Annotated in this window: 19 protein-coding genes; 10 read left to right on the top strand and 9 right to left on the bottom strand. The window is 64.5% G+C overall.

Features of this window, described 5'->3' with window-relative positions; translation table 11 throughout:
- Positions 1-195: 195 nt before the first annotated feature.
- Positions 196-504, bottom strand: a complete 309-nt coding sequence (rpmB, locus tag IVA80_RS27220; protein WP_247437429.1) for a 50S ribosomal protein L28 — start codon at positions 502-504, stop codon at positions 196-198.
- Positions 505-1,077: 573 nt separating this feature from the next.
- On the opposite strand from rpmB, the gene IVA80_RS27225 reads away from it, so the two are divergent.
- From IVA80_RS27225 to IVA80_RS27245, 5 genes are all read left to right on the top strand, one after another.
- Positions 1,078-1,887, top strand: a complete 810-nt coding sequence (locus IVA80_RS27225; RefSeq protein ID WP_247437474.1) for a DUF3108 domain-containing protein — start codon at positions 1,078-1,080, stop codon at positions 1,885-1,887.
- 698 nt (positions 1,888-2,585) lie between these two features.
- On the top strand, positions 2,586-6,005 hold the full coding sequence (locus tag IVA80_RS27230) for a helicase-related protein (protein WP_247437431.1): 3,420 nt from the start codon (positions 2,586-2,588) through the stop codon (positions 6,003-6,005).
- A 22-nt stretch (positions 6,006-6,027) separates the two neighbouring features.
- The gene (locus tag IVA80_RS27235; protein WP_256467536.1) at positions 6,028-6,297 is read left to right on the top strand and encodes an RNA-binding S4 domain-containing protein; all 270 of its coding nucleotides are present in this window, start codon (positions 6,028-6,030) and stop codon (positions 6,295-6,297) included.
- Between the two features lie 132 nt (positions 6,298-6,429).
- Positions 6,430-6,768, top strand: coding sequence for a ferredoxin FdxA (gene fdxA, locus IVA80_RS27240; RefSeq protein WP_247437433.1), 339 nt, complete (start codon positions 6,430-6,432; stop codon positions 6,766-6,768).
- A 343-nt stretch (positions 6,769-7,111) separates the two neighbouring features.
- Positions 7,112-7,984: a CarD family transcriptional regulator gene (locus tag IVA80_RS27245; protein ID WP_247437435.1), complete on the top strand. Its 873-nt coding sequence runs from the start codon at positions 7,112-7,114 to the stop codon at positions 7,982-7,984.
- Positions 7,985-8,094: 110 nt separating this feature from the next.
- On the opposite strand, the gene IVA80_RS27250 is transcribed toward IVA80_RS27245, so the two are convergent.
- Entirely contained in the window at positions 8,095-9,306 is a 1,212-nt protein-coding gene (locus IVA80_RS27250) for a LysR family transcriptional regulator (RefSeq protein WP_247437437.1), read from the bottom strand.
- Between the two features lie 158 nt (positions 9,307-9,464).
- On the opposite strand from IVA80_RS27250, the gene IVA80_RS27255 reads away from it, so the two are divergent.
- From IVA80_RS27255 to IVA80_RS27270, 4 genes are all read left to right on the top strand, one after another.
- On the top strand, positions 9,465-10,436 hold the full coding sequence (locus tag IVA80_RS27255) for a PDR/VanB family oxidoreductase (RefSeq protein WP_247437439.1): 972 nt from the start codon (positions 9,465-9,467) through the stop codon (positions 10,434-10,436).
- A gap of 24 nt (positions 10,437-10,460) precedes the next feature.
- The gene (locus tag IVA80_RS27260; protein WP_247437441.1) at positions 10,461-11,567 is read left to right on the top strand and encodes an aromatic ring-hydroxylating dioxygenase subunit alpha; all 1,107 of its coding nucleotides are present in this window, start codon (positions 10,461-10,463) and stop codon (positions 11,565-11,567) included.
- Between the two features lie 103 nt (positions 11,568-11,670).
- The gene (locus IVA80_RS27265; protein WP_247437477.1) at positions 11,671-12,798 is read left to right on the top strand and encodes an ABC transporter substrate-binding protein; all 1,128 of its coding nucleotides are present in this window, start codon (positions 11,671-11,673) and stop codon (positions 12,796-12,798) included.
- A 31-nt stretch (positions 12,799-12,829) separates the two neighbouring features.
- On the top strand, positions 12,830-13,948 hold the full coding sequence (locus IVA80_RS27270) for a 5-methyltetrahydropteroyltriglutamate--homocysteine S-methyltransferase (RefSeq protein ID WP_247437443.1): 1,119 nt from the start codon (positions 12,830-12,832) through the stop codon (positions 13,946-13,948).
- A 68-nt stretch (positions 13,949-14,016) separates the two neighbouring features.
- Here the strand turns inward: IVA80_RS27270 and IVA80_RS27275 are convergent, their stop codons facing one another.
- The 7 genes from IVA80_RS27275 to cyoA are packed head-to-tail and all read right to left on the bottom strand — an operon-like array spanning position 14,017 to position 20,982.
- The gene (locus IVA80_RS27275; protein WP_247437445.1) at positions 14,017-14,550 is read right to left on the bottom strand and encodes a response regulator transcription factor; all 534 of its coding nucleotides are present in this window, start codon (positions 14,548-14,550) and stop codon (positions 14,017-14,019) included.
- Complete coding sequence (locus IVA80_RS27280; RefSeq protein ID WP_247437447.1) at positions 14,540-15,943, bottom strand: ATP-binding protein; 1,404 nt, start codon at positions 15,941-15,943, stop codon at positions 14,540-14,542. Before IVA80_RS27280 ends, IVA80_RS27275 begins: the two co-directional genes overlap by 11 nt.
- The gene (locus IVA80_RS27285; RefSeq protein WP_247437450.1) at positions 15,915-16,778 is read right to left on the bottom strand and encodes an SURF1 family protein; all 864 of its coding nucleotides are present in this window, start codon (positions 16,776-16,778) and stop codon (positions 15,915-15,917) included. The genes IVA80_RS27280 and IVA80_RS27285 overlap by 29 nt, the downstream gene beginning before the upstream one ends.
- A 13-nt stretch (positions 16,779-16,791) precedes the next feature.
- A complete protein-coding gene (gene cyoD / locus IVA80_RS27290; protein ID WP_247437452.1) occupies positions 16,792-17,172 on the bottom strand; it encodes a cytochrome o ubiquinol oxidase subunit IV in 381 nt (126 codons plus the stop codon).
- The gene (gene cyoC / locus IVA80_RS27295) at positions 17,169-17,798 is read right to left on the bottom strand and encodes a cytochrome o ubiquinol oxidase subunit III (protein WP_247437454.1); all 630 of its coding nucleotides are present in this window, start codon (positions 17,796-17,798) and stop codon (positions 17,169-17,171) included. Before cyoC ends, cyoD begins: the two co-directional genes overlap by 4 nt.
- Entirely contained in the window at positions 17,799-19,796 is a 1,998-nt protein-coding gene (cyoB, locus tag IVA80_RS27300) for a cytochrome o ubiquinol oxidase subunit I (protein WP_247437456.1), read from the bottom strand.
- A 25-nt stretch (positions 19,797-19,821) separates the two neighbouring features.
- Complete coding sequence (gene cyoA, locus IVA80_RS27305) at positions 19,822-20,982, bottom strand: ubiquinol oxidase subunit II (protein WP_247437459.1); 1,161 nt, start codon at positions 20,980-20,982, stop codon at positions 19,822-19,824.
- Between the two features lie 182 nt (positions 20,983-21,164).
- Between cyoA and IVA80_RS27310 the strand changes: the two genes are divergently transcribed.
- On the top strand, positions 21,165-22,493 hold the full coding sequence (locus IVA80_RS27310; protein WP_247437461.1) for an MFS transporter: 1,329 nt from the start codon (positions 21,165-21,167) through the stop codon (positions 22,491-22,493).
- Positions 22,494-22,510 lie beyond the last annotated feature (17 nt).

Raw genomic sequence — 22,510 nt, forward strand, 5'->3', positions numbered from 1 at the left:
TCGCCCTCATGCAGTTGCGCTTCACTTCGCTCGTTGTGATCAACTCACGATGGGACTTTCACCCATAAGAGTGCACCCATGCTGGGCGCACCAAAAAAACGGCCGGATCTTCCGATCCGGCCGCAACGCAAAACTCTTACTCGGCTAAGCCTGCGCCACGCGACGCAACCTAGCCCCCGCCCTATTCGAAAATTCTTAGCTCGCCTTCTTCACCGGCGCGGTGTCGCCGACCTTTTTCTGGATGGCGCGCTTCAGCTCGAGGGCGCGCGGCGACAGCAGGTCGGCCTTGGCCTTGAGCAGGAAGGCGTCGAAGCCACCAATGTGGTCGACGCTCTTGATCGCGTTGGTGGAGACGCGCAGGCGCACGTTGCGGCCGAGTGCTTCGCTGATGAAGGTCACGTTGCACAGGTTCGGCAGGAAGCGCCGCTTGGTCTTGATGTTGGAGTGGCTGACCGTGTGGCCGACGAGGGGGCCCTTGGCCGTCAGTTCGCAGCGGCGAGACATGTCGAAATCCTCTATCTTTCCCCCAACGATGTGCGGCCGCCATTTTGGGCGCCACGGGGGCAAATTCTCTGTCCTTGCAGGGAGCGGCGGACGTATAGGGGGGAAGCGGCGGGACGTCAAGGTTTTGGGGGCGTCTTTTCGCCTCTCCCCGCCTGCGGGGAGAGGCCGGAATGCGCGCGATTAGCGCGGATTCCGGGTGAGGAGGAATCTCCGCGGGGGAGGGGCTGGTTGAGCACACCGATTCTCACCTCGCCCGGGGAGAGTCCCCCTCATCCCGACCTTCTCCCCGCGCGCGGGGAGAAGGGGAAGGGCAGCGGAGCGGGGAGAGGCGAAGAACCCGATAACCAAAACGGCAATGTTTAAAACGCCTTACCATCACATAAAGGGCGTATTCGCCCCCGAAGAGTCCGGTGGAGTTCCGGAAGCTGACATGCCCGGACACATTGTTGTTTGCCGCGGTTTTTGGCTTAAGTAACAACCGTCGCGCCCCGATTGGATTGTTTCGTGCCCACGTGCCCTCATCTTGCGCCCAAGCTGCGTTCAGCCCGGCCGCACCCTGCCGGCCGGCTGGTTTTGGCGGCCCTTGGCGGGCTCGTCCTGGCGTGGGCCGCGGAGCCTGCGGCGGCGCAGGGCAAGCTCGAGGCGCAATATGAGGCGACGCTCTCGGGCATTCCCGTCGGCAAGGGCGCCTGGACCATCGATATCGGGGACGATGTGTTCGCCGCGGCGGCCTCGGGCGGCACCACGGGGCTGCTGAAATCGTTCGCGGGCGGGTCCGGCACCGGCGCTTCGCAGGGCCGGGTGGTCAATGGTGCGCTGGTTGCGACCGGCTACCAGGCCTCCACCACCACCTCGAAGAAGACCGAAGAGATCCGCATCACGCTCGACAAGGGCAATGTGAAGGAGTTCGCCATCGTGCCGGAGCCGCCGGTCGATGCCGACCGCATCGTCGTCACCGAGGCGCATCGCCGCGGCGTCTGGGATCCGATGACCGCTTCGCTGCTGCGCGTGCCCGGCACCGGCGATCCCGTTACGCCGGAGGCCTGCCACAATTCCGCGCCGGTGTTCGACGGCCGCATGCGCTACGAGCTCAGGCTCGATTTCAAGCGCATGGAGAGCGTGAAGGCGGAGAAGGGCTATAAGGGCCCGGTCGTGGTCTGCTCGCTCTATTTCGTGCCTGTGGCCGGCTACATCCCCGATCGCCCCGTGATCAAATACCTCGCCGCCCAGCGCAACATCGAGATCGCCTTCGCCCCGGTCGCCGGCACGCGGGTCTTGGTGCCGTTCTGGCTGAAGGTCCCGACCCCGCTCGGCCCGGCCATGCTGGAAGCCACCAGCTTCATCACCGCCGCCCAGCCGCCAAAGGTCGCCAAGACGCAGTAGCGCGCTGCGGTGGCCGCGCTGCCGTAGCCTGGATGGAGCGCAGCGCAATCCGGGGTCTTTGCCGTGGCCCCCGCATTCCGCTCCGCTCCATGCGGGCTACGAACGCCGCCCGCGCTTGCGGTCCCTTTTCAAGGATACAAAATCGTATTATTTCAATGACTTACCTACTGTGCATGGGGTTGTTTTCGCGTTTTTGTGTTGAGGGTGGGCTGCCCGGAATCCATTTGACTCCGCTCCGATTCTGATTCGACTCCGCGCCGTCCCCAATTTTAAGGAACGGGTCATCGAAACGCCGCTTGTGCGGCAGGGCAAAACTCCATCTAGTCGCAACCAATATGAGTCCCGCGACATGTTGCGTGAACGGAACATGACTCAATGAGGAGTCAGCGATTCGGCCGCGATTCGTTCTGGAGTCGTTCCGAAGCTTAAGACCAACGGGAAAAGCGTCGCAAAGTGAGACAGTTGCGCGAGGATTGGGGAGCGCGCTCCCACACCCACGGTGTGCCCCTCACCCTGAGGAGACCGCGTCAGCGGCCGTCTCGAAGGGCGAGGGGCTTGGCTAGCTCAACGGCGCCAGCCGGGCCTTCATCCTTCGAGACGCGCTGACGCGCTCCTCGGGATGAGGAGCAAGGCCCAATCGCCTCGCCGCCCCAAACAGCACTGACATTCGCCCCAATCGCCACTACCTAATCCCCTAGATGCCCTTTTCCTCCTCCCCCTTCGCTTCCGAGCGCGCACCCGGCGCTGGCGTCACTGCCGTGCTCGGGCCCACCAACACCGGCAAGACCCATCTCGCCATCGAGCGGATGCTCGCGCATTCCTCGGGGATGATCGGGTTGCCGCTGCGCCTGCTCGCGCGCGAGGTCTATAACAAGATCGCCGGCCGCGTCGGGCCCGAGGCCGTCGCGCTGATCACCGGCGAGGAGAAGATCAAGCCGAAGAACCCGCGCTACTGGGTCTCCACCGTCGAGGCGATGCCGCGCGACCTCGACGTCTCCTTCCTCGCCGTCGACGAGGTCCAGATCGCCTCCGACCTCGAGCGCGGCCACGTCTTCACCGACCGCATCCTCAACCGCCGCGGCCGCGACGAGACGCTGCTGCTCGGCGCTGCCACGATGCGCCCCATCATCGAGCGCCTGTTGCCGGGCGTGTCCATGATCACGCGGCCGCGTTTGTCGCAGCTCGAATTCGCCGGCGACCGCAAGATCACGCGCCAGCCGCGGCGCACCGCCATCGTCGCCTTCTCCGCCGACGAGGTCTATGCCATCGCCGAGCTGATCCGCCGCCAGCATGGCGGCGCGGCCGTGGTGCTGGGATCGCTCTCGCCGCGCACACGGAACGCACAAGTTGCGATGTTCCAGAACGGCGACGTCGATTACCTCGTCGCCACCGACGCCGTCGGCATGGGCCTCAATCTGGACGTCGACCACGTTGCCTTCGCCTCCGACCGCAAGTTCGATGGCTATCAGTTCCGCCGCCTAACGCCGTCCGAATTCGCCCAGATCGCCGGCCGTGCCGGCCGCGCCACCCGCAACGGCACGTTCGGGACCACAGGCCGCTGCGGGCCGTTCGAGCCCGAGCTCGTCAATGCGCTCCAGAACCACACCTTCGACGCCGTCAAGATGCTGCAATGGCGCAATTCGAGGCTGGATTTCGCCTCGCTCGGCGCGCTCCAGGTGTCGCTGAACCTGGCCCCCGGCCATGAGGCGCTGACGCGCGCGCCGATCGCCGAGGACATGCGCGTGCTCGATCACGCCGCCCGCGACGTCGAGGTGCGCGATATCGCGCATGGCAAGCTGGCCGTCGAACGGCTGTGGGAGGCCTGCCAGGTCCCGGATTATAGAAAGCTGTCGCCGGCCGCCCATGCCGAGCTCGTCACCACGCTGTACGGCTTCCTGATGCAGAAGGGCCGCATTCCCGACGCCTGGTTCGGAGCCCAGATCCAGCAGGCCGACCGCATCGACGGTGACATCGACACGCTGTCGGCCCGGATCGCGCAGATCCGCACCTGGACTTTCGTCGCCAACCGGCCGGACTGGCTCGCCGACCCCGAACATTGGCAGGGGATCGCGCGGGAGATTGAAAATAAATTATCGGATGCGCTCCATGAACGCTTGACTGAGCGTTTCGTTGATCGCCGGACCAGTGTATTGATGCGCCGCCTGCGGGAGAACACGAGCTTGAATACGGAAATCGGCAAGACCGGCGATGTCATCGTCGAAGGCCATGTCATCGGCCGCCTCGATGGCTTCACCTTTGCACCGGATGCGGCGGAAGCCGGCTCCGATGCGAAAGCCTTGCAGGCTGCCGCCCAGGCGGTGCTCGCCGGCGAGATCAACGCGCGCGCCGAAAAGCTGGGCAATGCGCCCGACGAGCAGTTCGTGCTGACCTCGGAGGGCACCATCCGCTGGACCGGCGACGCGGTGGCGCGCCTTTCGGCCGCAGAGGAGGCGCTGCATCCGCGCATCCGCATCATCTCCGACGAGCGCCTGACCGGCAGCCCGCGTGAGAAGGTGCAGGCCCGGCTCGATCTCTGGCTCAAGACGCATGTCGAAAAGCTGCTCGGGCCGATGTTCGAGCTGTCGAAGGCCGAGGACGTCACCGGCATTGCCCGCGGCATCGCCTATCAGCTGGTCGAGGCGCTCGGCGTGCTCGAGCGTCCCAAGATTGCGAACGAGCTGAAGGATCTCGACCAGTCCTCGCGCGCGACCTTGCGCAAATACGGCGTCCGCTTCGGTGCCTATCACATCTATTTCCCCGGCCTCTTGAAGCCCGCCGGGCGTGCGCTGGCCGCGCTGCTGTGGGCGCTGAAGCAGGACAATGTCGATCTGTCGTCGCTGTCCGGCGCGCAGCATCTCGCAAGCTCGGGCCGCACCTCGTTCCCGGTCGACAAGCAGCTGCCACGCGATGCCTATCGCGTGCTCGGCTACAAGCAGGCCGGCGAGCGCGCCGTGCGCGTCGACATCCTGGAGCGCCTTGCCGATTTGATTCGCCCGGCGTTGGCCTGGCGCGAGAACTCGCCCGGCGAAAAGCCCGCCGGTGCGTTCGACGGCCGCAGCTTTGTGGTGACGCAGGCGATGACCTCGCTGACGGGCTCGGCCGGCGAAGATTTCGCCTCGGTGCTGCGCGCGCTCGGCTACCGCATGGAGAAGCGCCCGCCGCTGCCGGCGAAGCCGGTGGCCGCTGTTGCCGAGACGGTCGCGGCCGAGACTTTGCCTGCCGAGGGCAGCGCAGAGACATCGATTGACACCGCCGCTGAAGCCGTTGCCGGCCTGCCGGAGGAGTCGACTGTCTCCACCGAAGCCGCCGCCGAGCCGGTCAGCGTCGAAGACGCGCCCGGCATGGAACAGCACGACGAGCCCGCGCAAGAAGAGCCGGCGCTCGAAGCATCATCCGAAGCTCCTGTCACGCCGGAAGATGCCCCCGGCATCGCACCGCCGGCGGAAGAAGCCGCTGCGCCCAATGAAGCTGCTGACGCCGCTCCCGCCGAGACCGCCGCGACGGAAGCTGCCGCATCGGCCGATGCGGCGGCGCCTGTTGAAGCCGCGGCCGCACAAGCCGAGCCCGAACTCGTCGAGGTCTGGCGGCCCGGCGGCCGTCACGACGATCGCAAGCCGCGCCACGAGCGCCATCGCCACCAGCGTCATCACAATCAGCGTCCGCAGGCCGGCGCCGAAGCCGGCGCAGCGCCCGCTGAGGGCGAGGCCGCGCAGGCGGCCGACGGCGAGAAGCGCGGTGGGCAGCGCCATCGTCACGGCGGCGGCCATCGCAGGGATGGTGGCAAGGATTTCCGCAAGCCGCGCGAAGCTGGCGCCGAAGCCGCACCGCGTCCCGAGGGGCGCGACGACAAGAACCGCAGCTTCCAAGGTCGGGATCAGGGCAAGGAGCGCGACAAGGATCGCGATCGCAACAAAGGCAAGTTCGGTGGCGATCGGGACAAGGGCCGCGACAATCGCGGCCGCGACCGCGACAAGGGCCGCGATCGCCAGGGCGGTCCATCGCTGCGCCCCTACGCCTCGAGCGCGAACCCGCGCGAGCGCGATCGTCCGGTCGATCCCAACTCGCCCTTCGCAAAGCTCGCCGCGCTGAAAGAGCAACTCGCGGGCCGCAAGGAGTGATCCCACGACCGAGCGGCAGCGCCTGGACAAATGGCTGTGGCACGCGCGCCTGGTGAAGGCGCGCACCTCCGCCGCTGAGCTTGTCGAGTGCGGACACGTTCGCATCAACGGTGCACGCGAAACATCGCCGGGGCATGCGATCAAGATCGGCGATGTGCTCACCGTCGCGCTCGATCGCACCGTGCGCGTGCTGAAAGTCACCGCTTTCAACGAACGCCGCGGCGATGCCGCCTCGGCACGCGTGCTCTACGAAGAGCTGAGCGAAGGCACTCCAAGTTCTCGGCGCAACTAATTGCGCTTTGAATTCATTTCTTGGCCGATCAAACGCGTTTAGCCGTCATGATCGGCCGTTCCCGACCTTGCAGCGCCGGGCCATCCGCGCTACGCAAGCCGCGAGTTTTAAAAGAGCTTTTCGGAGCGTTCGATGACTTACGTCGTCACTGAAGCGTGCATCAAGTGCAAGTACACCGACTGCGTCGAGGTCTGCCCGGTCGACTGTTTCTACGAGGGCGAGAACATGCTCGTCATTCATCCTGACGAGTGCATCGACTGCGGCGTGTGCGAGCCGGAATGCCCCGCCGACGCCATCAAGCCGGACACGGAACCGGGCCTCGAAAAGTGGCTGCAGGTCAATGCCGACTACGCCAAGAGCTGGCCGAACATCACCCAGAAGAAAGAATCGCCTGCCGACGCGAAGGAATTCGACGGCCAGGAAGGTAAGTTCGAGAAATATTTTTCTCCGAACCCCGGCTCCGGAGACTAATTCAGGCCCAAACTTAACCCTAATACCTTCGTTGGCGCCAAAATCCAGCCCTCACGACCCCTAAATCATTGATTTTTGCGGGAAATGTGCTATATTGGGCACATTAAGCCGAACCCGTCAGCCGCGTTGGCCCCTCTGGGTTCCCGTGAAACCAAATGTCGAACAGGGGCGTGGCAGTTTCCGCGCGCAGGCTGTGTCACAGAAAACGCGTAAAAAGAGTACTTCAGCGAGGGCTTCCCACAAGGAGCCCAAAAAAGTCGCCGCGGCCAGCCGTAGCGCATCCAAGGGTCGGACCGCGACGAAGGCGCCGGCTGCAAAGTCCTCGAAGAACAAAAGAAGCGCAATGCCTAACAAGACTGCCAAACCGGCCGCGAAAGCGACCGCTGCCAAGCCTGCTGCCGCTAAGCCTGCTGTGGCCAAGCCTGCTGTGGCCAAGCCTGCTGTGGCCAAGGCTCCCGCTGCCAAGCCCGCCGCGCCGAAGGCCCACGTTGCTGCTGCTCCTGCCAAGGCTCCTGTCGCTTCCAAGGCTCCCGTCGCTTCCAAGGCTCCTGTCGCTGCCAAGCCGGCCGTGAAGGCCGCTGCACCCGCGCCGAAGGTCGAGGAAAAGAAGGTCGTGACCCAGCGCCAGGGCTTCAAGGCCAACGAATTCGTCGTCTATCCCGCTCACGGCGTCGGCCAGATCCTGGCCATCGAGGAGCAGGAGATCGCCGGTGCCAAGCTCGAGCTGTTCGTTATCAACTTCATCAAGGACAAGATGACGCTGCGCGTGCCGACCGCCAAGGTCGCGAACGTCGGCATGCGCAAGCTGTCCGAGCCCGCGCTGGTAAAGAAGGCGCTGGAGACGCTGAAGGGCCGCGCCCGCGTCAAGCGCACCATGTGGTCGCGCCGCGCTCAGGAATACGAAGCGAAGATCAATTCGGGCGACATCGTCGCGATCGCGGAAGTCGTGCGCGACCTCTACCGTTCCGAGTCGCAGCCCGAGCAATCGTACTCTGAACGTCAGCTCTATGAAGCGGCGCTCGATCGTCTCTCCCGCGAGATTGCGGTTGTGCAGCACTCGACCGAGACCGAAGCGGTCAAGGAGATCGAGGCCCAGCTCGCCAAGAGCCCGCGCCGCAACGGTGCCAAGGCGGAAGCCGCCGAAGGCGAGGGCGAGGCGGATGCCGAGGGCGATACCGATGGCGACGACACCGCAGTCGCCGACGAGGCCGCGTAAGCTTCTCGTCGCGTCGATCGCAACAGATCAAAAGCCCGGCCGTTTGGCCGGGCTTTTTGTTCGATGCGTGCGGTGGTGATCAGCTCGCCGCTGGATCTCTCCAGACCACGTTATTTCGCGCGAGCAAGCTTTGCTGCTCTCTGGCCGAGGATCTCCAGAAAGGTCTGTTGCGCTGCCGTCAACGGCTGATCCCTGCGGTAGGTCAGGCCGATCGCGCGCGAATTGGCGGGAAGCTCGACCGCAAGCGCTTTCAGTCCCTTCGCAATGGTCTTCAGCTTCGCGGGCGAATAGGTCAGCAGAGCGATGACGTCGCTGTTCATGACCATCTGCTCGGCGAGCGCGAAGGTGACGATCTCGCAGGTCTGCGACGGCGGCACCAGGCCTCGTCCGATCAATAGTTCCTCGAAGTAGCGGCGCGTCGGCGTTCCATGTGGCGCGACGACCCAGTTCTCGCCGACGAGATCCCCGAGCTTGCGCCGACCCTTGGCCAGCCGATGATCCGCCCGTGCGATCACGGCGAAGAATTCATCATAGAGGTGCCGCTCTTCGAGAACGTCGTAGGGCGGCGGCTCGCGGAGAGGGCCGATGACGAAATCCAGCTCGCCTTGGCGCAATCCGTCGATCAAAGCCGCATAGCTGCCGGTGACCGCCTGAAGCCGAACGTGCCGGTGCCGGCTCAGCATCTCGCCGAACACCTTTACGACGATGTCCTGCTCGGAGAACGGCAGCAGGCCGACGGCGACGCGGCCTGTCACCTTGCCGGACAGCGCCTCAAGCTGCTCCGGCAGCGTCATCACGTCCATCAGCAGCTTTGTGTGGAGGTCGGCGAGGATCGCGGCATCGCCGGTCGCCTTCATGCCCGAGCGCGTGCGCTCGAATGGCGATCGTCCGGTCGCCGCGGCGATCCTGGCGAGCGCGCGGCTGATGTCGGGCTGGGATCGTTCGAGATATTCGGCTGCAGCAGATACGCTGCCGGTCACCTTGACAGCGTTGACCGCGCCGAGCAGCTCCCAGGCCAGATGGTGGCCGAGATCGGCGATGCGTGCGCCCGAAGCCTTGAGCGCCTCCTGTGCGGCCTGGATGCTCGACATCATGTGGCGGCAGCGCGCGATGACGATTTCGCCCTGCGACGTCGGCTCCATGCCGGTCCAGCCGCGCGCGAACAGCCGCTGACGCAGCCTGCCCTCGACTTCGGCGATGGCGCGGGACAGGCTGCTCTGGCTCGCGTTCAGCTGCTCGCTCGCGCGCGCAAGGCTGGCCCAACTCGCGACGGCGCTGATGACCCGCGCCTGCTTGATCGTGAGGATGGGCGTTTTCTTCATGGACCTGTTGCGAGACCGCGATATCGATTGGATCGGTATAATATTCATTTTTTGCAAGGTCTATTTCAAATCCTGCATAATTGACCGGCGCGCCGTCCTGCTAGTTAGAGACGATAATCACCGTGACGTCGGAGTACCGGCGTCGCCCGGGAGGTCTCATGTTCGGCAAGCGTCTCGATGCTGTCGTGCTCGCGCGGCGTGCCTTGACCGAGCGCATCTCCGAATTCCGGATCGGGCGTGCCGACAACCGTCCGCTGCCGCTGGCGGAATCCGGCAGCCACATCGAGCTTCATTTCGGCGGCCGTGAGCATCGTTTCGTCCGGCACTATTCGATCGTTGGTCCCCTCACGCTTCGCGACGATCCCGAACCGTTCTGGCGCATCGCCGTGCAGCGCGAAGACCGCGCGCGCGGCTCCGCATTCGTTCACGCCAATTTTCGCGACGGCACGGCGCTGACCGTCTCGCGGCCGATCAACGCCTTCCGGCTGTCCCGACATCGGGCGAACGCGTTGCTGGTCGCCGGCGGCATCGGCGTCACGCCCATGCTTGCGATGGCGCGCTCGCTGCGGATGCGGAGCGTGGATTTCTCGATGTTCTATGCGGGGCAGGATCGTTCCGCGATGGCCTATGTCGACGAGCTGGAAGGTCTGTGCGGAGATCGCTTGACCCTCCACGAGAGCAGGCGCGACGGCCTTCCTGATTTCGTCGGGCTATTGTCCGGCCAGCCGGCTGACGCGGTGGTGTATGTCTGCGGACCTGGCGCGATGATCGAGGCGCTGCGCGAGGCTGCCTCCACCCTCGGCTGGCATAGGGAGCGCGTCCGTTTCGAAGTCTTCAACGCGGCCCACAGGCCCGATGACCGAGATTTTGAGGTACGGCTCCCGACCGGACGTCGCATCAAGGTCGGGGCGGGCACCACAATCCTCGATGCGCTCGAACTTGCCGGCGTCGATACGCTGTCGAGCTGTCGCCGCGGCGAGTGCGGTCTCTGCATCACGGACGTCGCAGCGTGCGACGGCGAGCTGGATCACCGCGACCGCTATTTCAGCGACAAGGAGCACCTCGTCGGGAGGCAGATCGCGATCTGCTGCTCGCGGATCACCGGCCGCGCGCTCGCGCTCAACGTTTAGTTACCTAAGAAAGTTTGAAAGCCGATGGATACGATCGACCTGTCCCGACCGACCGACGAGGCCGTCTTCGCCGCGATGGAGCCCAGGGAGCCCGGCGATTTCGCTAACCATTCGACGCCGCTGATCCGCAATTGCTGGTACGCCTGTGCGCGTGCAAGCGAGATCGGCCGCACGCCGCTCGCCCGAAAACTGCTCGGCATCGACGTGGCGCTGTTTCGGACCGAAGCCGGTGCACCCGTCGCGATGCGCAATCGCTGCCCGCACCGCTCCTTTCCGCTCGCGCGTGGCAAGCTGGTCGGCGACCGGCTGGTCTGCGGCTATCACGGCATGGAGTTCGGGTCTGACGGCGTCTGCGCGCATATGCCGGCGCTCACCCAGACGCCTGCGACCGCGACCGTCCAGACCTATCCGATCGTGGATCGCGGCCCGCTCACCTGGATCTGGATGGGCGCACCTGACCTCGCCGACGAGGCCCTGATCCCCGACACATCATGGCTCGGCGATCCCGCCTGGGGCACGGTGACCGGCAGTTTCCACATCAAGTCCGACTATGTGTCGATGCACGAAAACCTCATCGACCAGACCCATTTTCCGTTCCTGCATCCGGGCACGGTGGGCACGCCGGAATATGCGCGCTCGAAGCTCAGCGTCTCCACGGAGAACAATCAGGTCGTGATCCGGCGGGAGTTGAAGGGAGCGCCGCCGCCGGGCGTCTACGGCAAGCCGGCCAACATCATGCACAAGCTGGTCGATCGCGCTTCCGAGGCGCGCTTCGTCTCGCCGGCGCTTCACACCGCGTTTGCCAGCGTGCGCGATCCCGCGCCCGACCCGGGGCAGCCCTCGCTCTACCGCTACAACATCACCCATGTCTTCACGCCGGAGACCAACAATTCCATCCACTACTGGTGGTTCAATTCGCGCGACTATCGCCCGGGAGATCTTGAGATCGACAAGTTCATGTTCGAGGCACACTCGCAGGCCTATCACGAGGATGTCGAGGCGCTCGAATGGATCAACGAGGTGGTGCGGACCGATGGCGAAGCGCAGTTCGACCTGAGCTTTGCGCCCGACAAGCCCGGCCTGATGGCCCGCCGCATCATGTATCGCCTTTCGGCAAGGGAAGCGCGCTGAGCGTGGCGCCGTTGTGCCGCCTGTTCGAATACCGATGACCAAAAACAAAACTGCAGGGGAGAGACGAGTGAAGAAGCAACTGAAGACCTGGGGCATCGCCGCAATGGCGGCTCTGGGAATGGTCGCGGCGGCTCACGCTGCGGATCCGGTCAAGATCGGTGTGATCATTCCCATGACGGGGCCGTTCCAGTCGAACGGCAAGCAGATCGAGGCCGCGATCAAGGCCTACACCAAGGAGAAGGGTGACACCGTCGCCGGCCGCAAGATCGAGTTCATCTTTCGCGATGATCGCGGCGCGCCCGAGAATGCCAACAGGTTCGCCCAGGAGCTTCTTGCGCAGGAGCGCGTCTCGATCCTCACCGGTTTCGGCACGACGCCGGCGGCGTTGTCAGCCGCCGCATTTGCCGCCAAGGCCAAGGTGCCGCAGGTGATCATGGTCGCGGCGACATCGTCGATCGTCGAAAAATCGCCCTACATCGTGCGGACTTCGCAATCGATCCCGCAGATCGCCAGTGTCATCGGCCAGTGGGCGCCGAAATCCGGGCCCAAGACCTTTGTGAGCATCGTCTCCGAATACGGTCCGGGCCTGGACGCCGAGGAATGGTTCGCAAAGACCGTCGAGGCCCACGGCGGTCGCGTGATCGAGAAACTGAAGGTTCCTCTCGCCAATCCCGACTTTGCGCCGTTTCTCCAACGCGCCGCCGATTCCAAGCCGGATGCGCTGTTCGTGTTCGTTCCGACGGGTGCCGGCGGAAACTTCATGAAGCAATTCGTCGAACGCGGCCTCGACAAGGCCGGGATGAAGCTGGTCGCGATGTCCGATCTGACCGACGACGATCTCCTCAACAACATGGGAGATGCGGCTCTCGGCGCCATTACCGGCGGTCCTTACTCGGCGAGTCACGATTCGCCGGAGAACAAGGCGTTCGTTGCACAGTTCAAGGCGGCCAATCCCGGCATGCGCCCCAACGTCGTCGCCGTCGGTGCGTGGGATGCTCTCGAGCTGATCTATCGCGCCGTGGAAGCGACCAAGGGCGACACCAATGGCGATGCCCTCATCGCGGCGATGAAGGGCCAGAGCTGGAACAGCCCGCGCGGCCCGATCTCGATCGATCCCGCGACGCGCGACATCATCCAGAACATCTACATGCGGAAGGTCGAGCACCACGACGGCGAACTCTACAACATGGAGTTCGAGACCTTCCCGAACGTGAAAGATCCGGCGCATTGAGCGCCGGACGTTTGCAAACGATCGAGGACCCATGACCAACGCTCCTTCGCCCACGCCGATCCGGGCCGACACGGTCGGCAGCTTGCTCCGCCCGGACGTTCTCCATGCTGCGCGCCGCCGGTTCGAGACCGGTGAGATCGATGCGGCCGCGCTGCACGGGATCGAGGATCGGGCGATCGCCGATGTCATCGCCTACCAGGAAGGGCTTGGGCTCCCCGTCGTTACCGACGGGGAGTTCCGGCGCGAGAACTGGTGGATCGATTTCGTCCGCAAGCTAGAGGGCGTGGAGATCGTCGCAGGCGGCGGCACCGCGTTCGCAACCAATGAGGCGCCGCGATACGTCCCGAAATCGGTGCATGTTGCGGGTCGGGTGGGCGCGGCCGCGCCGATCCTGGTCGACGACTTCCGCTTTGTGCAGAAGCACGCCAAGGCCGTCGCCAAGATCGCCGTGCCGTCGCCGACGCGGCTGCATTTCCATGGCGGCCGCAAGTCGGTCTCGAAAGAGATCTATCCTGATATCGAGGCCTTCTTCGCCGATGTTGCGGCGGTATATCGCCGCGAGATCGCCGCGCTGGAAGCCGTCGGCTGCCGCTACATCCAGATCGACGATCCCCTGCTCAGCTATTTTCTCGATCCCACTCTGCGCGCCGAGGTTGTCGCCGACGGCGACGATCCCGACGCACGGCTGCGGCGATATATCCAGCTCATCAACGACTGCATTTCCGAGCGGTCTCCGGCGACGACGATCGGCATCCATATTTGTCGCGGCAATGCGCACAGCACCTGGTTGGCGGAGGGAACCTATGAAGGGCTCGCCGACACTTGCTTCGCGCTGCTCAACGTCGACCGCTTCCTGCTTGAGTATGACGACGAGCGCAGCGGCTCGTTCGCGCCGCTACGCTTCATGCCTGAGGGCAAGCAGGTGGTGCTCGGGCTGGTCACGACCAAGCATGCGCAGCTCGAAGACAAGGAAGCTCTGAAGCGGCGCCTCGACGAGGCGGCCAAGCTGATCGATCCGTCGTTGCTCGCGCTCAGCCCGCAATGCGGCTTTGCCAGCGTGGTCGAGGGCAATCGGATCACCGAAGCCGACCAGCGCGCCAAGCTGGCGCTGGTGGTGCAGACGGCGCGGGAGTATTGGGGAACGATGTAGGAGCGCTTGCGGGCGAACTGCGCGTCGTCTCGGGCTCGCGCTTCGCGCGCCCCGGGACGACGAGTGGCCTACTTCACCGGCCGCTTCTCAAGTTTCCTTGCCAACGTGCGCCGATGCATGCCCAAGCGGCGCGCCGCTTCCGAGATGTTGAAATCGGTCTCGATCAGGGTCTGGTGGATGCGCTCCCATTCCAGCGTCTTGATCGAGGTCGGCCGCGCATCGAGTGCGACTTCGGCGTTGCCCTCGGCCTTGTTGAAGGCGGCTTCGATATCGTCGGTGTTCGACGGCTTTGCCAGGTAGTGACAGGCGCCGAGCTTGATCGCCTCGACGGCGGTGGAGATGCTGGCAAAGCCGGTCAGCACCACGATCAGCATCTCCGGATCGTGCGTGTGCAGCAGCTCGACGCAGGCGAGCCCCGAGGCGCCACCGAGCTTGAGATCGACCACCGCGTGTCCAAACGATCGCTCTTCCAGCGCGTTCCGTACGTCTTCGATCGAAGCTGCGAGTGCGACCTCGTAGCCGCGGCGCTCGAACGAGCGCTTCAGTGTACGGGCAAAGCCGGCATCGTCCTCGACGACGATGAGCGAACGGTCAGGCGTCAAAATTCCCTCCGATCGCGAGCGTTGCGAGCGGTAGCCTCAGGCGCACGGTGGCGCCGCGCTTCCGGTGGTTCTCGGCGGTCACGGTGCCGCCGAGCTTGCGCACCACGTTCACCACCAGGAACAGGCCTAGCCCGCCGCCGGCGCGGCCCTTGCTCGACTGATAGGGCTTTCCGAGCTGTGCCAGCATCTCCGGCGCAAAGCCCGGGCCGCGGTCGCTGATCGACAGCATGAGATTGTCGCCCTCGCGCTCGGCCACGAGCTCGACCCATTCGCGTGAGACCTCGTAGGCATTGTCGAGCACGTTGAAGATCACCTGCTTCAGCGCCACGTCCGATACGATCGCGACGTCCTCGCCGAAGGTATTGACGAAATAGAGCGTGCGGGCCGAGCGCGCGTCGCGCCACTCGTGCACCAGCGCGGTGATGAAGGCCGTCACCGTCGTCGGCGAGGATCCCTCGCCGCGCGCTTCGCCCGCCGACACCAGGATGCCCGTCACAATGGTCTTGCAGCGTTGCAGGGAGGTTTCCATCTCCGCGAGATCTTCGGCCAGCTCCTGATCGGCGGCGAGATCGGGCATGCGGCGCCAGTCGCTGAGGATGACCGAGAGCGAGGCCAGCGGCGTGCCGAGCTCATGCGCCGCGCCGGAGGCGAGCAGGCCCATGCGAACGATGTGATCCTGCTCGGCGGCATGCTGGCGCAGCGCCGCCAGGTGCGCGTCGCGCTCGCGTAAATTCCTATTGATGCGGGTGACGAACACGACCAGCAGCACGGCATTGAGCACGAAACCCAGCAGCATGCCTGTTACGGTGAGGCTGTAGGTCTCGCTCAGGGGATTCGGCGGCAGGTCGAGCGGGCGGTACGCGAGGGTCAGCCAGACGAAGCTCGCGCAGGTCAGCGCGACCAGCGACCAGGTCGAGCGGGCATCGAGCAGCACCGCACCCAGCGTGACCTGGAGCAGGAACAGCGAGGTGAAAGGATTGGTGGCGCCGCCGCTGAGGTAGAGCTGCGCGGTCAGCGCGGCGACATCCAGCATCAAGGCGACCAGCAGCTCGCTGTTGGTGATCGCGGCGCGATGGCGCACCCAGACGAGGCTGGAGACGTTGAGCAGCACCAGCGCGCCGATCACCGCGCCCATCCGTTCCAATGGCAACGGAATGCCCAGGCCAAAATGCACGGTGCCAATGGTCACGACCTGGCCGACCACCGCGGTCCAGCGCAGCTGGATCAGCAGCGCCATGTTCTTGCGGTTGGTCTCGTCGTCGGTCGGCGCAACGCCGATCAGCTCACTGCGCGCGTCCGCCTGCGATTGCAGCGTGACGGTCAGCTCGCCAGGAGCAAGTGTCTGGGGAAGCGTCTTCCCGTCGTCAGGTCTGCTCGACGATCGTTCCAGCATCTGATCCCGTCCTCCGGGCGACAGCATCCGAGCCGCCGGCCGGTTCGTGGACGAAGCTGCTCCAGGGTTTCTTGCGGCGGAACAGTCCGCCGCAAAATGTGACGATAAGTCGACCCGCCAGCATGAAAGCCAGGGCAAACCAGGTCAGCGCGTAGATCAGGTGGTTATTGGGAAAGCGGATCACGGTCAATCCGCCGATTGGGCCGGGTCCAGAATGTGATCCGGCATCGGCATCGACGAAGAAGGGCGCGACATCGTCGAGACCGCGCGCCGCCGCGATCGCGGCCACATCCCGCGAGTACCAGCGGTTGTGCTGGGGCACGTTGTTCCGGAGGAACCCGCCTTTCGGCTCCGTCATGCGGAGCAGGCCCGTGACCTCGACCTGGCCGTCCGGATTGCCGTTCTGGCGCGTCGATGCGTCGCGCCGCTCGGACGGCACGAAGCCGCGATTGATCAGGACCAGCGCGCCATCGCCGCGCTGAAGCGGCGTCAGCACCCAATAGCCCGGGCCTTGCTCGGTGACGGCCTGAACCAGCGTCTCGCGGTCATGCAGGAAGCGGCCGGTGACGCTGACGTGCCTGTATTCGTCGCTTGCGGTGGAGACGGTCGGCCATGCCGTGCGCGACGGGATCGGCTGGGCCGGGGCATGGACGCGCTGCTCGACACGGTCGATCAGCGCCAATTTCCAGGCGCGGCGTTCGATCTGCCAGACGCCGAGCGCGATCAGAAGAGCAAAGGCCGCGAGCAAGAGGACCGTGAGCCACAGGGACGACAATCGCGCAGCCTTGCCGCGCGCCCCATCTGCCTTGCCCGTCACGGTCCGGATCTTGCTCACTTCAGAGTCTCGCTCACTTCATTCCGCTCATCTGGTGGATCGGCATCATGTTGCTGTTGAGATGGTTCATTACCCACAGCGAACCGGACAGCGCAATCACCACCATGACGATGGTGAAGATCAGCGCCATCATGCTCCAGCCGTTCTCGGACGTCGTGTTCATGTGCAGGAAGTAGATCATGTGCACGACGATCTGCACGACCGCGAAGGCCATGATGACCAGCGCGGTGATCTGCTTGCTCGGCAGCGCGCCGCTCATCACCAGCCAGAACGGGATCGCGGTGAGCACGACCGAGAGCACGAAGCCGAGCATATAGGTCGAGAACGTGCCGTGGGCATGGCTACCGCCGTGGTGATGATCGTCCGCGTGGGCGGCATGGATGTCGGTGTTCATCGCAGAACTCCCAGGAGATAGACGAAGGTGAAGACGCCGATCCAGACCACGTCGAGGAAGTGCCAGAACATCGACAGGCACATCAGGCGGCGGCGGTTGGCCTCGATCAGACCGAACTTCCAGACCTGCACCATCAGCGTTACCAGCCAGATCAGGCCGCAGGAGACGTGCAGGCCGTGGGTGCCGACCAGCGTGAAGAAGGCCGACAGGAAGGCGCTGCGCTGGGGCGTCGCACCCTCATGGATCATGTGGGCGAACTCGGAGAGCTCGATGCCAATGAAGGCGAGACCGAACAGGCCGGTGATCGCCAGCCACATCTGCGTCTGGGCGATCTTGTTCTGCTGCATCGTCAGCATGGCAAAACCATAGGTGATCGACGACAGCAACAGCATCGAGGTGTTCACCGCGACCAGCGGCAGCTCGAACAGGTCCTTCGGCGCGGGCCCGGCGGCGTAGTTGGCGCCGAGCACGCCGAAGGTGGCGAACAGCATCGCGAAGATGAGACAGTCGCTCATCAGATAGATCCAGAAGCCGAGCGAGGTGCTGTAGCCTTCCGGATGCGGATGTTCGTCGGCGAGATAGAAGACCGGCTCGCCGGCTTGCGATGGATTGACAGCGATAGTCATTTACTTGGCTCCGACGAGCAGTTTGGTTCGCGCGTCCTCGGCCCGGACGACGTCGTCGGCCGGAATGTCGAAGTCGCGGTGATAGTTGAAGGTGTGACCGATGCCGACGGCGAGCATCGCGAAGAAGCTCGCAGCCGCCAGCCACCAGATGTACCAGATCAGGCCGAATCCCATCGCGGTGGCGAAGCCGGCAAGGATGATTCCCGTGCCGGTGCTGCTGGGCATGTGGATCGGCTTGAACCCGGTAAGCGGACGCTGGTAGCCGCGCTTCTTCATGTCCCACCACGCGTCATTGTCGTGAACGACGGGGGTGAAGGCGAAATTGTAGTCCGGCGGGGGCGAGGAGGTCGCCCATTCCAGCGTGCGCGCATCCCAGGGATCGCCGGTGACGTCCTTGAGCTGCTCGCGCTTGAGGAAGCTGACCGCGAACTGCATCAGCATGCTGAGGATGCCGAGGAAGACGAGGCCGGCGCCGATCGCGGCGATGACGAACCAGATCTGCAAGGACGGATCGTCGAACACGCGGAGGCGGCGGGTCACGCCCATCAGGCCGAGCACATAGAGCGGCATGAAGGCGAGGTAGAAGCCGACGACCCAAAACCAGAACGACAGCTTGCCCCAGAACACATCGAGATTGAAGCCGAACGCCTTCGGGAACCAGTAGTTGATGCCGGCAAACGCGCCGAACACCACGCCGCCGATGATCACGTTGTGGAAGTGCGCGATCAGGAACAGGCTGTTGTGCAGCACGAAGTCGGCCGGCGGCACCGCGAGCAGCACGCCGGTCATGCCGCCGAGCACGAAGGTCAGCATGAAGGCGATCGTCCACATCATCGGCAGCTCGAAGCGGATGCGGCCGCGATACATCGTGAACAGCCAGTTGAACATCTTCGCTCCCGTCGGGATCGAGATGATCATCGTGGTAATGCCGAAGAACGAGTTGACGCTGGCGCCCGAGCCCATCGTGAAGAAGTGGTGCAGCCAGACCAGGTACGACAGGATGGTGATGACCACCGTGGCGTAGACCATCGAGGTGTAGCCGAACAGCCGCTTGCCGGAGAAGGTCGAGGTGACCTCCGAGAAGATGCCGAAGGCAGGGAGAACCAGGATGTAGACCTCGGGATGGCCCCAGATCCAGATCAGGTTCACGTACATCATCGGGCTGCCGCCGAAATCGTTCGTGAAGAAATTGGTGCCGACGTAGCGGTCGAGCGAAAGCAGCGCCAGCACGACGGTCAGAACGGGGAAGGACGCGACGATCAGGACGTTGGTGCAGAGCGAGGTCCAGGTGAAGACCGGCATTTTCATCATGGTCATGCCGGGGCACCGCAGCTTGACGATGGTGCAGATCAGGTTGATGCCGGACAGCGTCGTGCCGACGCCGGCAACCTGCAGCGCCCAGATGTAATAGTCGACGCCGACGTCAGGGCTGTAGCCGATGTTCGACAGCGGCGGATAAGCCAGCCAGCCGGTGCGGGCGAATTCGCCGATGAACAGCGAGGCCATCACCAGCACCGCGCCGCCGACGGTCATCCAGAAGCTGAAATTGTTCAGGAACGGGAACGACACGTCGCGTGCGCCGATCTGGAGAGGCACGACATAGTTCATCAGGCCCGTGACCAGCGGCATCGCCACGAAAAAGATCATGATTACGCCGTGGGCGGTGAAGACCTGGTCGTAGTGATGGGAGGGGAGGAAGCCGTCGGAGCCGCCGAACGCGAGCGCCTGTTGCGCGCGCATCATGAGGGCGTCGGCGAAGCCGCGCAGCAGCATCACGATGCCGAGGATCATGTACATGATGCCGATGCGCTTGTGGTCGACGGTGGTGAACCACTCGCGCCACAAATAGCCCCAGAGGCGGAAATAGGTGAGGCCGGCGAGCAGCGTGATCCCGCCGAGCGCGACCATCGCGAAGGTGCCGACGAGGATCGGCTCGTGCAGCGGCAGCGAATCGAGCCCGAGACGGCCGAAGATGAGCTTGAGAAAATCAGGAGACATGCGAGCTCTCTTTAGGAGTCTGACTTCAGGAGTCTGACTTGGGACGTTGTCCGAGGAAGAAGGACGAGGACTTGAGCGGCGCGAAGGTCGGCCGCTTCAGGCCGGCGCCGAGCAGCGGCGCGGTGTCGATCGGTGCCGTAATGGAGGCGGTGGTCTTGCCCTGCGGTGCATCGGGCGTGCAGGTGCCGGCGACGAAGGTCGGCTCGGGCGCGAGCGGGCTGCCGCGGCGGGCGTACTTGTCGTAGGCCAGCGGCAGGGTGTTGTTCATGCCCTCATGGCCGAGGCCGCCCTTGGCGTCGATTGCCATCATCTCGCTCTGGCACATCTTGCCGGTCTCGACGCACATGTTGAGGATCAGGCGGTAGAGATCGGAATCGATCGTGCCCCAGCGGCGCACCGGCTCGTTCTGGCTGGGCTTTTCGAGCTGGAGATATTCGGTGCGGCCGAGCGAGCCGCCGGCCGACTTGGCGCTGGCGATCCAGGCGTCAAAGCCCTTGTCGTCGAGGCCGTGGAAGTTGAAGTGCATGCCGGAGAAGCCGGCGCCGCTATAGTTCGCCGAAAAGCCCTTATAGACGCCAGCGTGGTTGATCACGGCGTGAAGCGACGTCTCCATGCCCGGCATCGCATAGATCTGACCGGCGAGTGCGGGGATGTAGAACGAGTTCATCACCGAAGACGCGGTGATATGGAAATTGATCGGGCGATCGATCGGGGCCGCGAGCTCGTTGACGGTGGCGATACCGTAGTCCGGATAGATGAAGAGCCACTTCCAGTCGAGCGCAACGACGTCGACCACGAGCGGAGCCTTGGACTGGTCCACCGCGCGGTCGGCATGGATGCGGCCGATGTTGCGGTAGGGGTCGAGCAGATGCGTGCCCATCCAGGTCAGCGCGCCCAGGCAGACGATGATCAGCAGCGGCGCCGACCAGATCACCAGCTCGAGGCTGGTCGAGTGGTCCCATTCCGGCTCGTAGCGGGCCGAGGTGTTGGACTGGCGGTAGCGCCAGGCGAACAGCACCGTGAGCGCCATCACGGGGACGACGATCAGGAGCATCAGGACGGTGGAGATGATGACGAGGTCGCGCTGTTGCGCTGCGATGTCACCAGCTGGCGCCAGCACGACGTAGTTGCAGCCACTGAGCGCAACTGCCAGGGGTAGCAGCGCCAGGATCTTGAGACGGGACACGGGCCGAGCCTTTGAGAATGAGTTTCCTTTGCGGAGCCAACGGGTAGCTGCGGCGCAGCAATCCGGACATTGGACAATTTGTCCAATGTTGCAGTGCGGAATGTTGGGCCAGACAACGGTAAGTCTGCCTGGCGCCCCGCCGGGCGGTCGGCTTTGGTTTTCAGGACGTTAAGGGCGCACGCATGGCGACGGCACAGACCCCCGCAATGGCAGAACTCCACTCGGGCGAGCACGGCCACGACCAGGCCAGTGCCGGCGAAATCGCCATCGGCGTCATCATCGGCCGCACCTCGGAATTCTTCGACTTCTTCGTCTTCGCCATCGCCTCGGTGATCGTGTTCCCGCGCCTGGTGTTTCCGTTCGCGAGCGAGCTGACCGGCACCCTCTATTCCTTCATGATCTTCGCGCTGGCCTTCATGGCCCGGCCGATCGGCACCGTCATCTTCATGACGGTCGACCGGGAATACGGCAAGACGGCCAAGCTGATCTCGGCGCTGTTCCTGCTCGGCACCGCCACTGTCGCGATCGCGTTCCTGCCCGGCTATCACGAGATCGGCAGCGCCGCGATCTGGCTGCTCGCGCTGGCGCGGATCGCGCAGGGTCTGGCCTGGGGCGGCGCCTGGGACGGGATGGCTTCGCTCTTGGCATTGAATGCGCCACCTTCGAAGCGCGGCTGGTACGCGATGGGGCCGCAACTCGGGGCCCCGCTCGGGTTGATCGTGGCGAGCGCGCTGTTCGCTTATTTCGCCGGCAACCTCTCGGCCGACGACTTCTTCGATTGGGGCTGGCGCTATCCGTTCTTCGTTGCGTTTGCCATCAACGTCGTGGCGCTGTTCGCGCGCCTGCGCATGGTGACGACGGAGGAATATGCCTCGCTGTTCGAAACCCGCGAATTGCAGCCGGCGCGCATCTCCGACACCGTCGCGCGCGAAGGCCATAACATCATGCTCGGCGCCTTCGCGCCGCTCGCGAGCTTCGCGCTGTTCCACATGGTCACGGTGTTTCCGCTGTCCTGGGTGTTCCTGTTCACCCGCGAAAGCCCGGTGCGCTTCCTGATCATCGAGATCGTCGCCGCCGTGTTCGGCGTCGGCGCGATCGTGCTCTCTGGCATCATCGCCGACCGCGTCGGGCGCAAGTCGCTGCTGATGGGATCGGCGATCGCGATCGCGATCTATAGCGGCTTCGCCCCGCAGCTGCTCGACGCCGGCGCGTTCGGCGAGACCATCTACATGGTGATCGGCTTCATTCTGCTCGGCCTGTCCTTCGGCCAGTCCTCCGGCGCGATCGCCTCGAATTTCAACCAGATGTATCGTTACACGGCCTCGGCGCTGACCTCGGACATGGCCTGGCTGTTCGGTGCCGGCTTCGCTCCGTTGGTGGCGCTTCTGCTCGCCACCAATCTCGGCGTTATTGCCTCCGGTGCGTATCTGCTGTCAGGCGCGTTCTGGACGTTGCTGGCGCTGTGGCTCAGTGGCCAGCGCGAGGCGGGCGATATGGACGCTGGCGGTTAGGGCTCACGCGGCTTGTA

Source organism: Bradyrhizobium sp. 139, assembly GCF_023074175.1.
Lineage (GTDB): Bacteria > Pseudomonadota > Alphaproteobacteria > Rhizobiales > Xanthobacteraceae > Bradyrhizobium.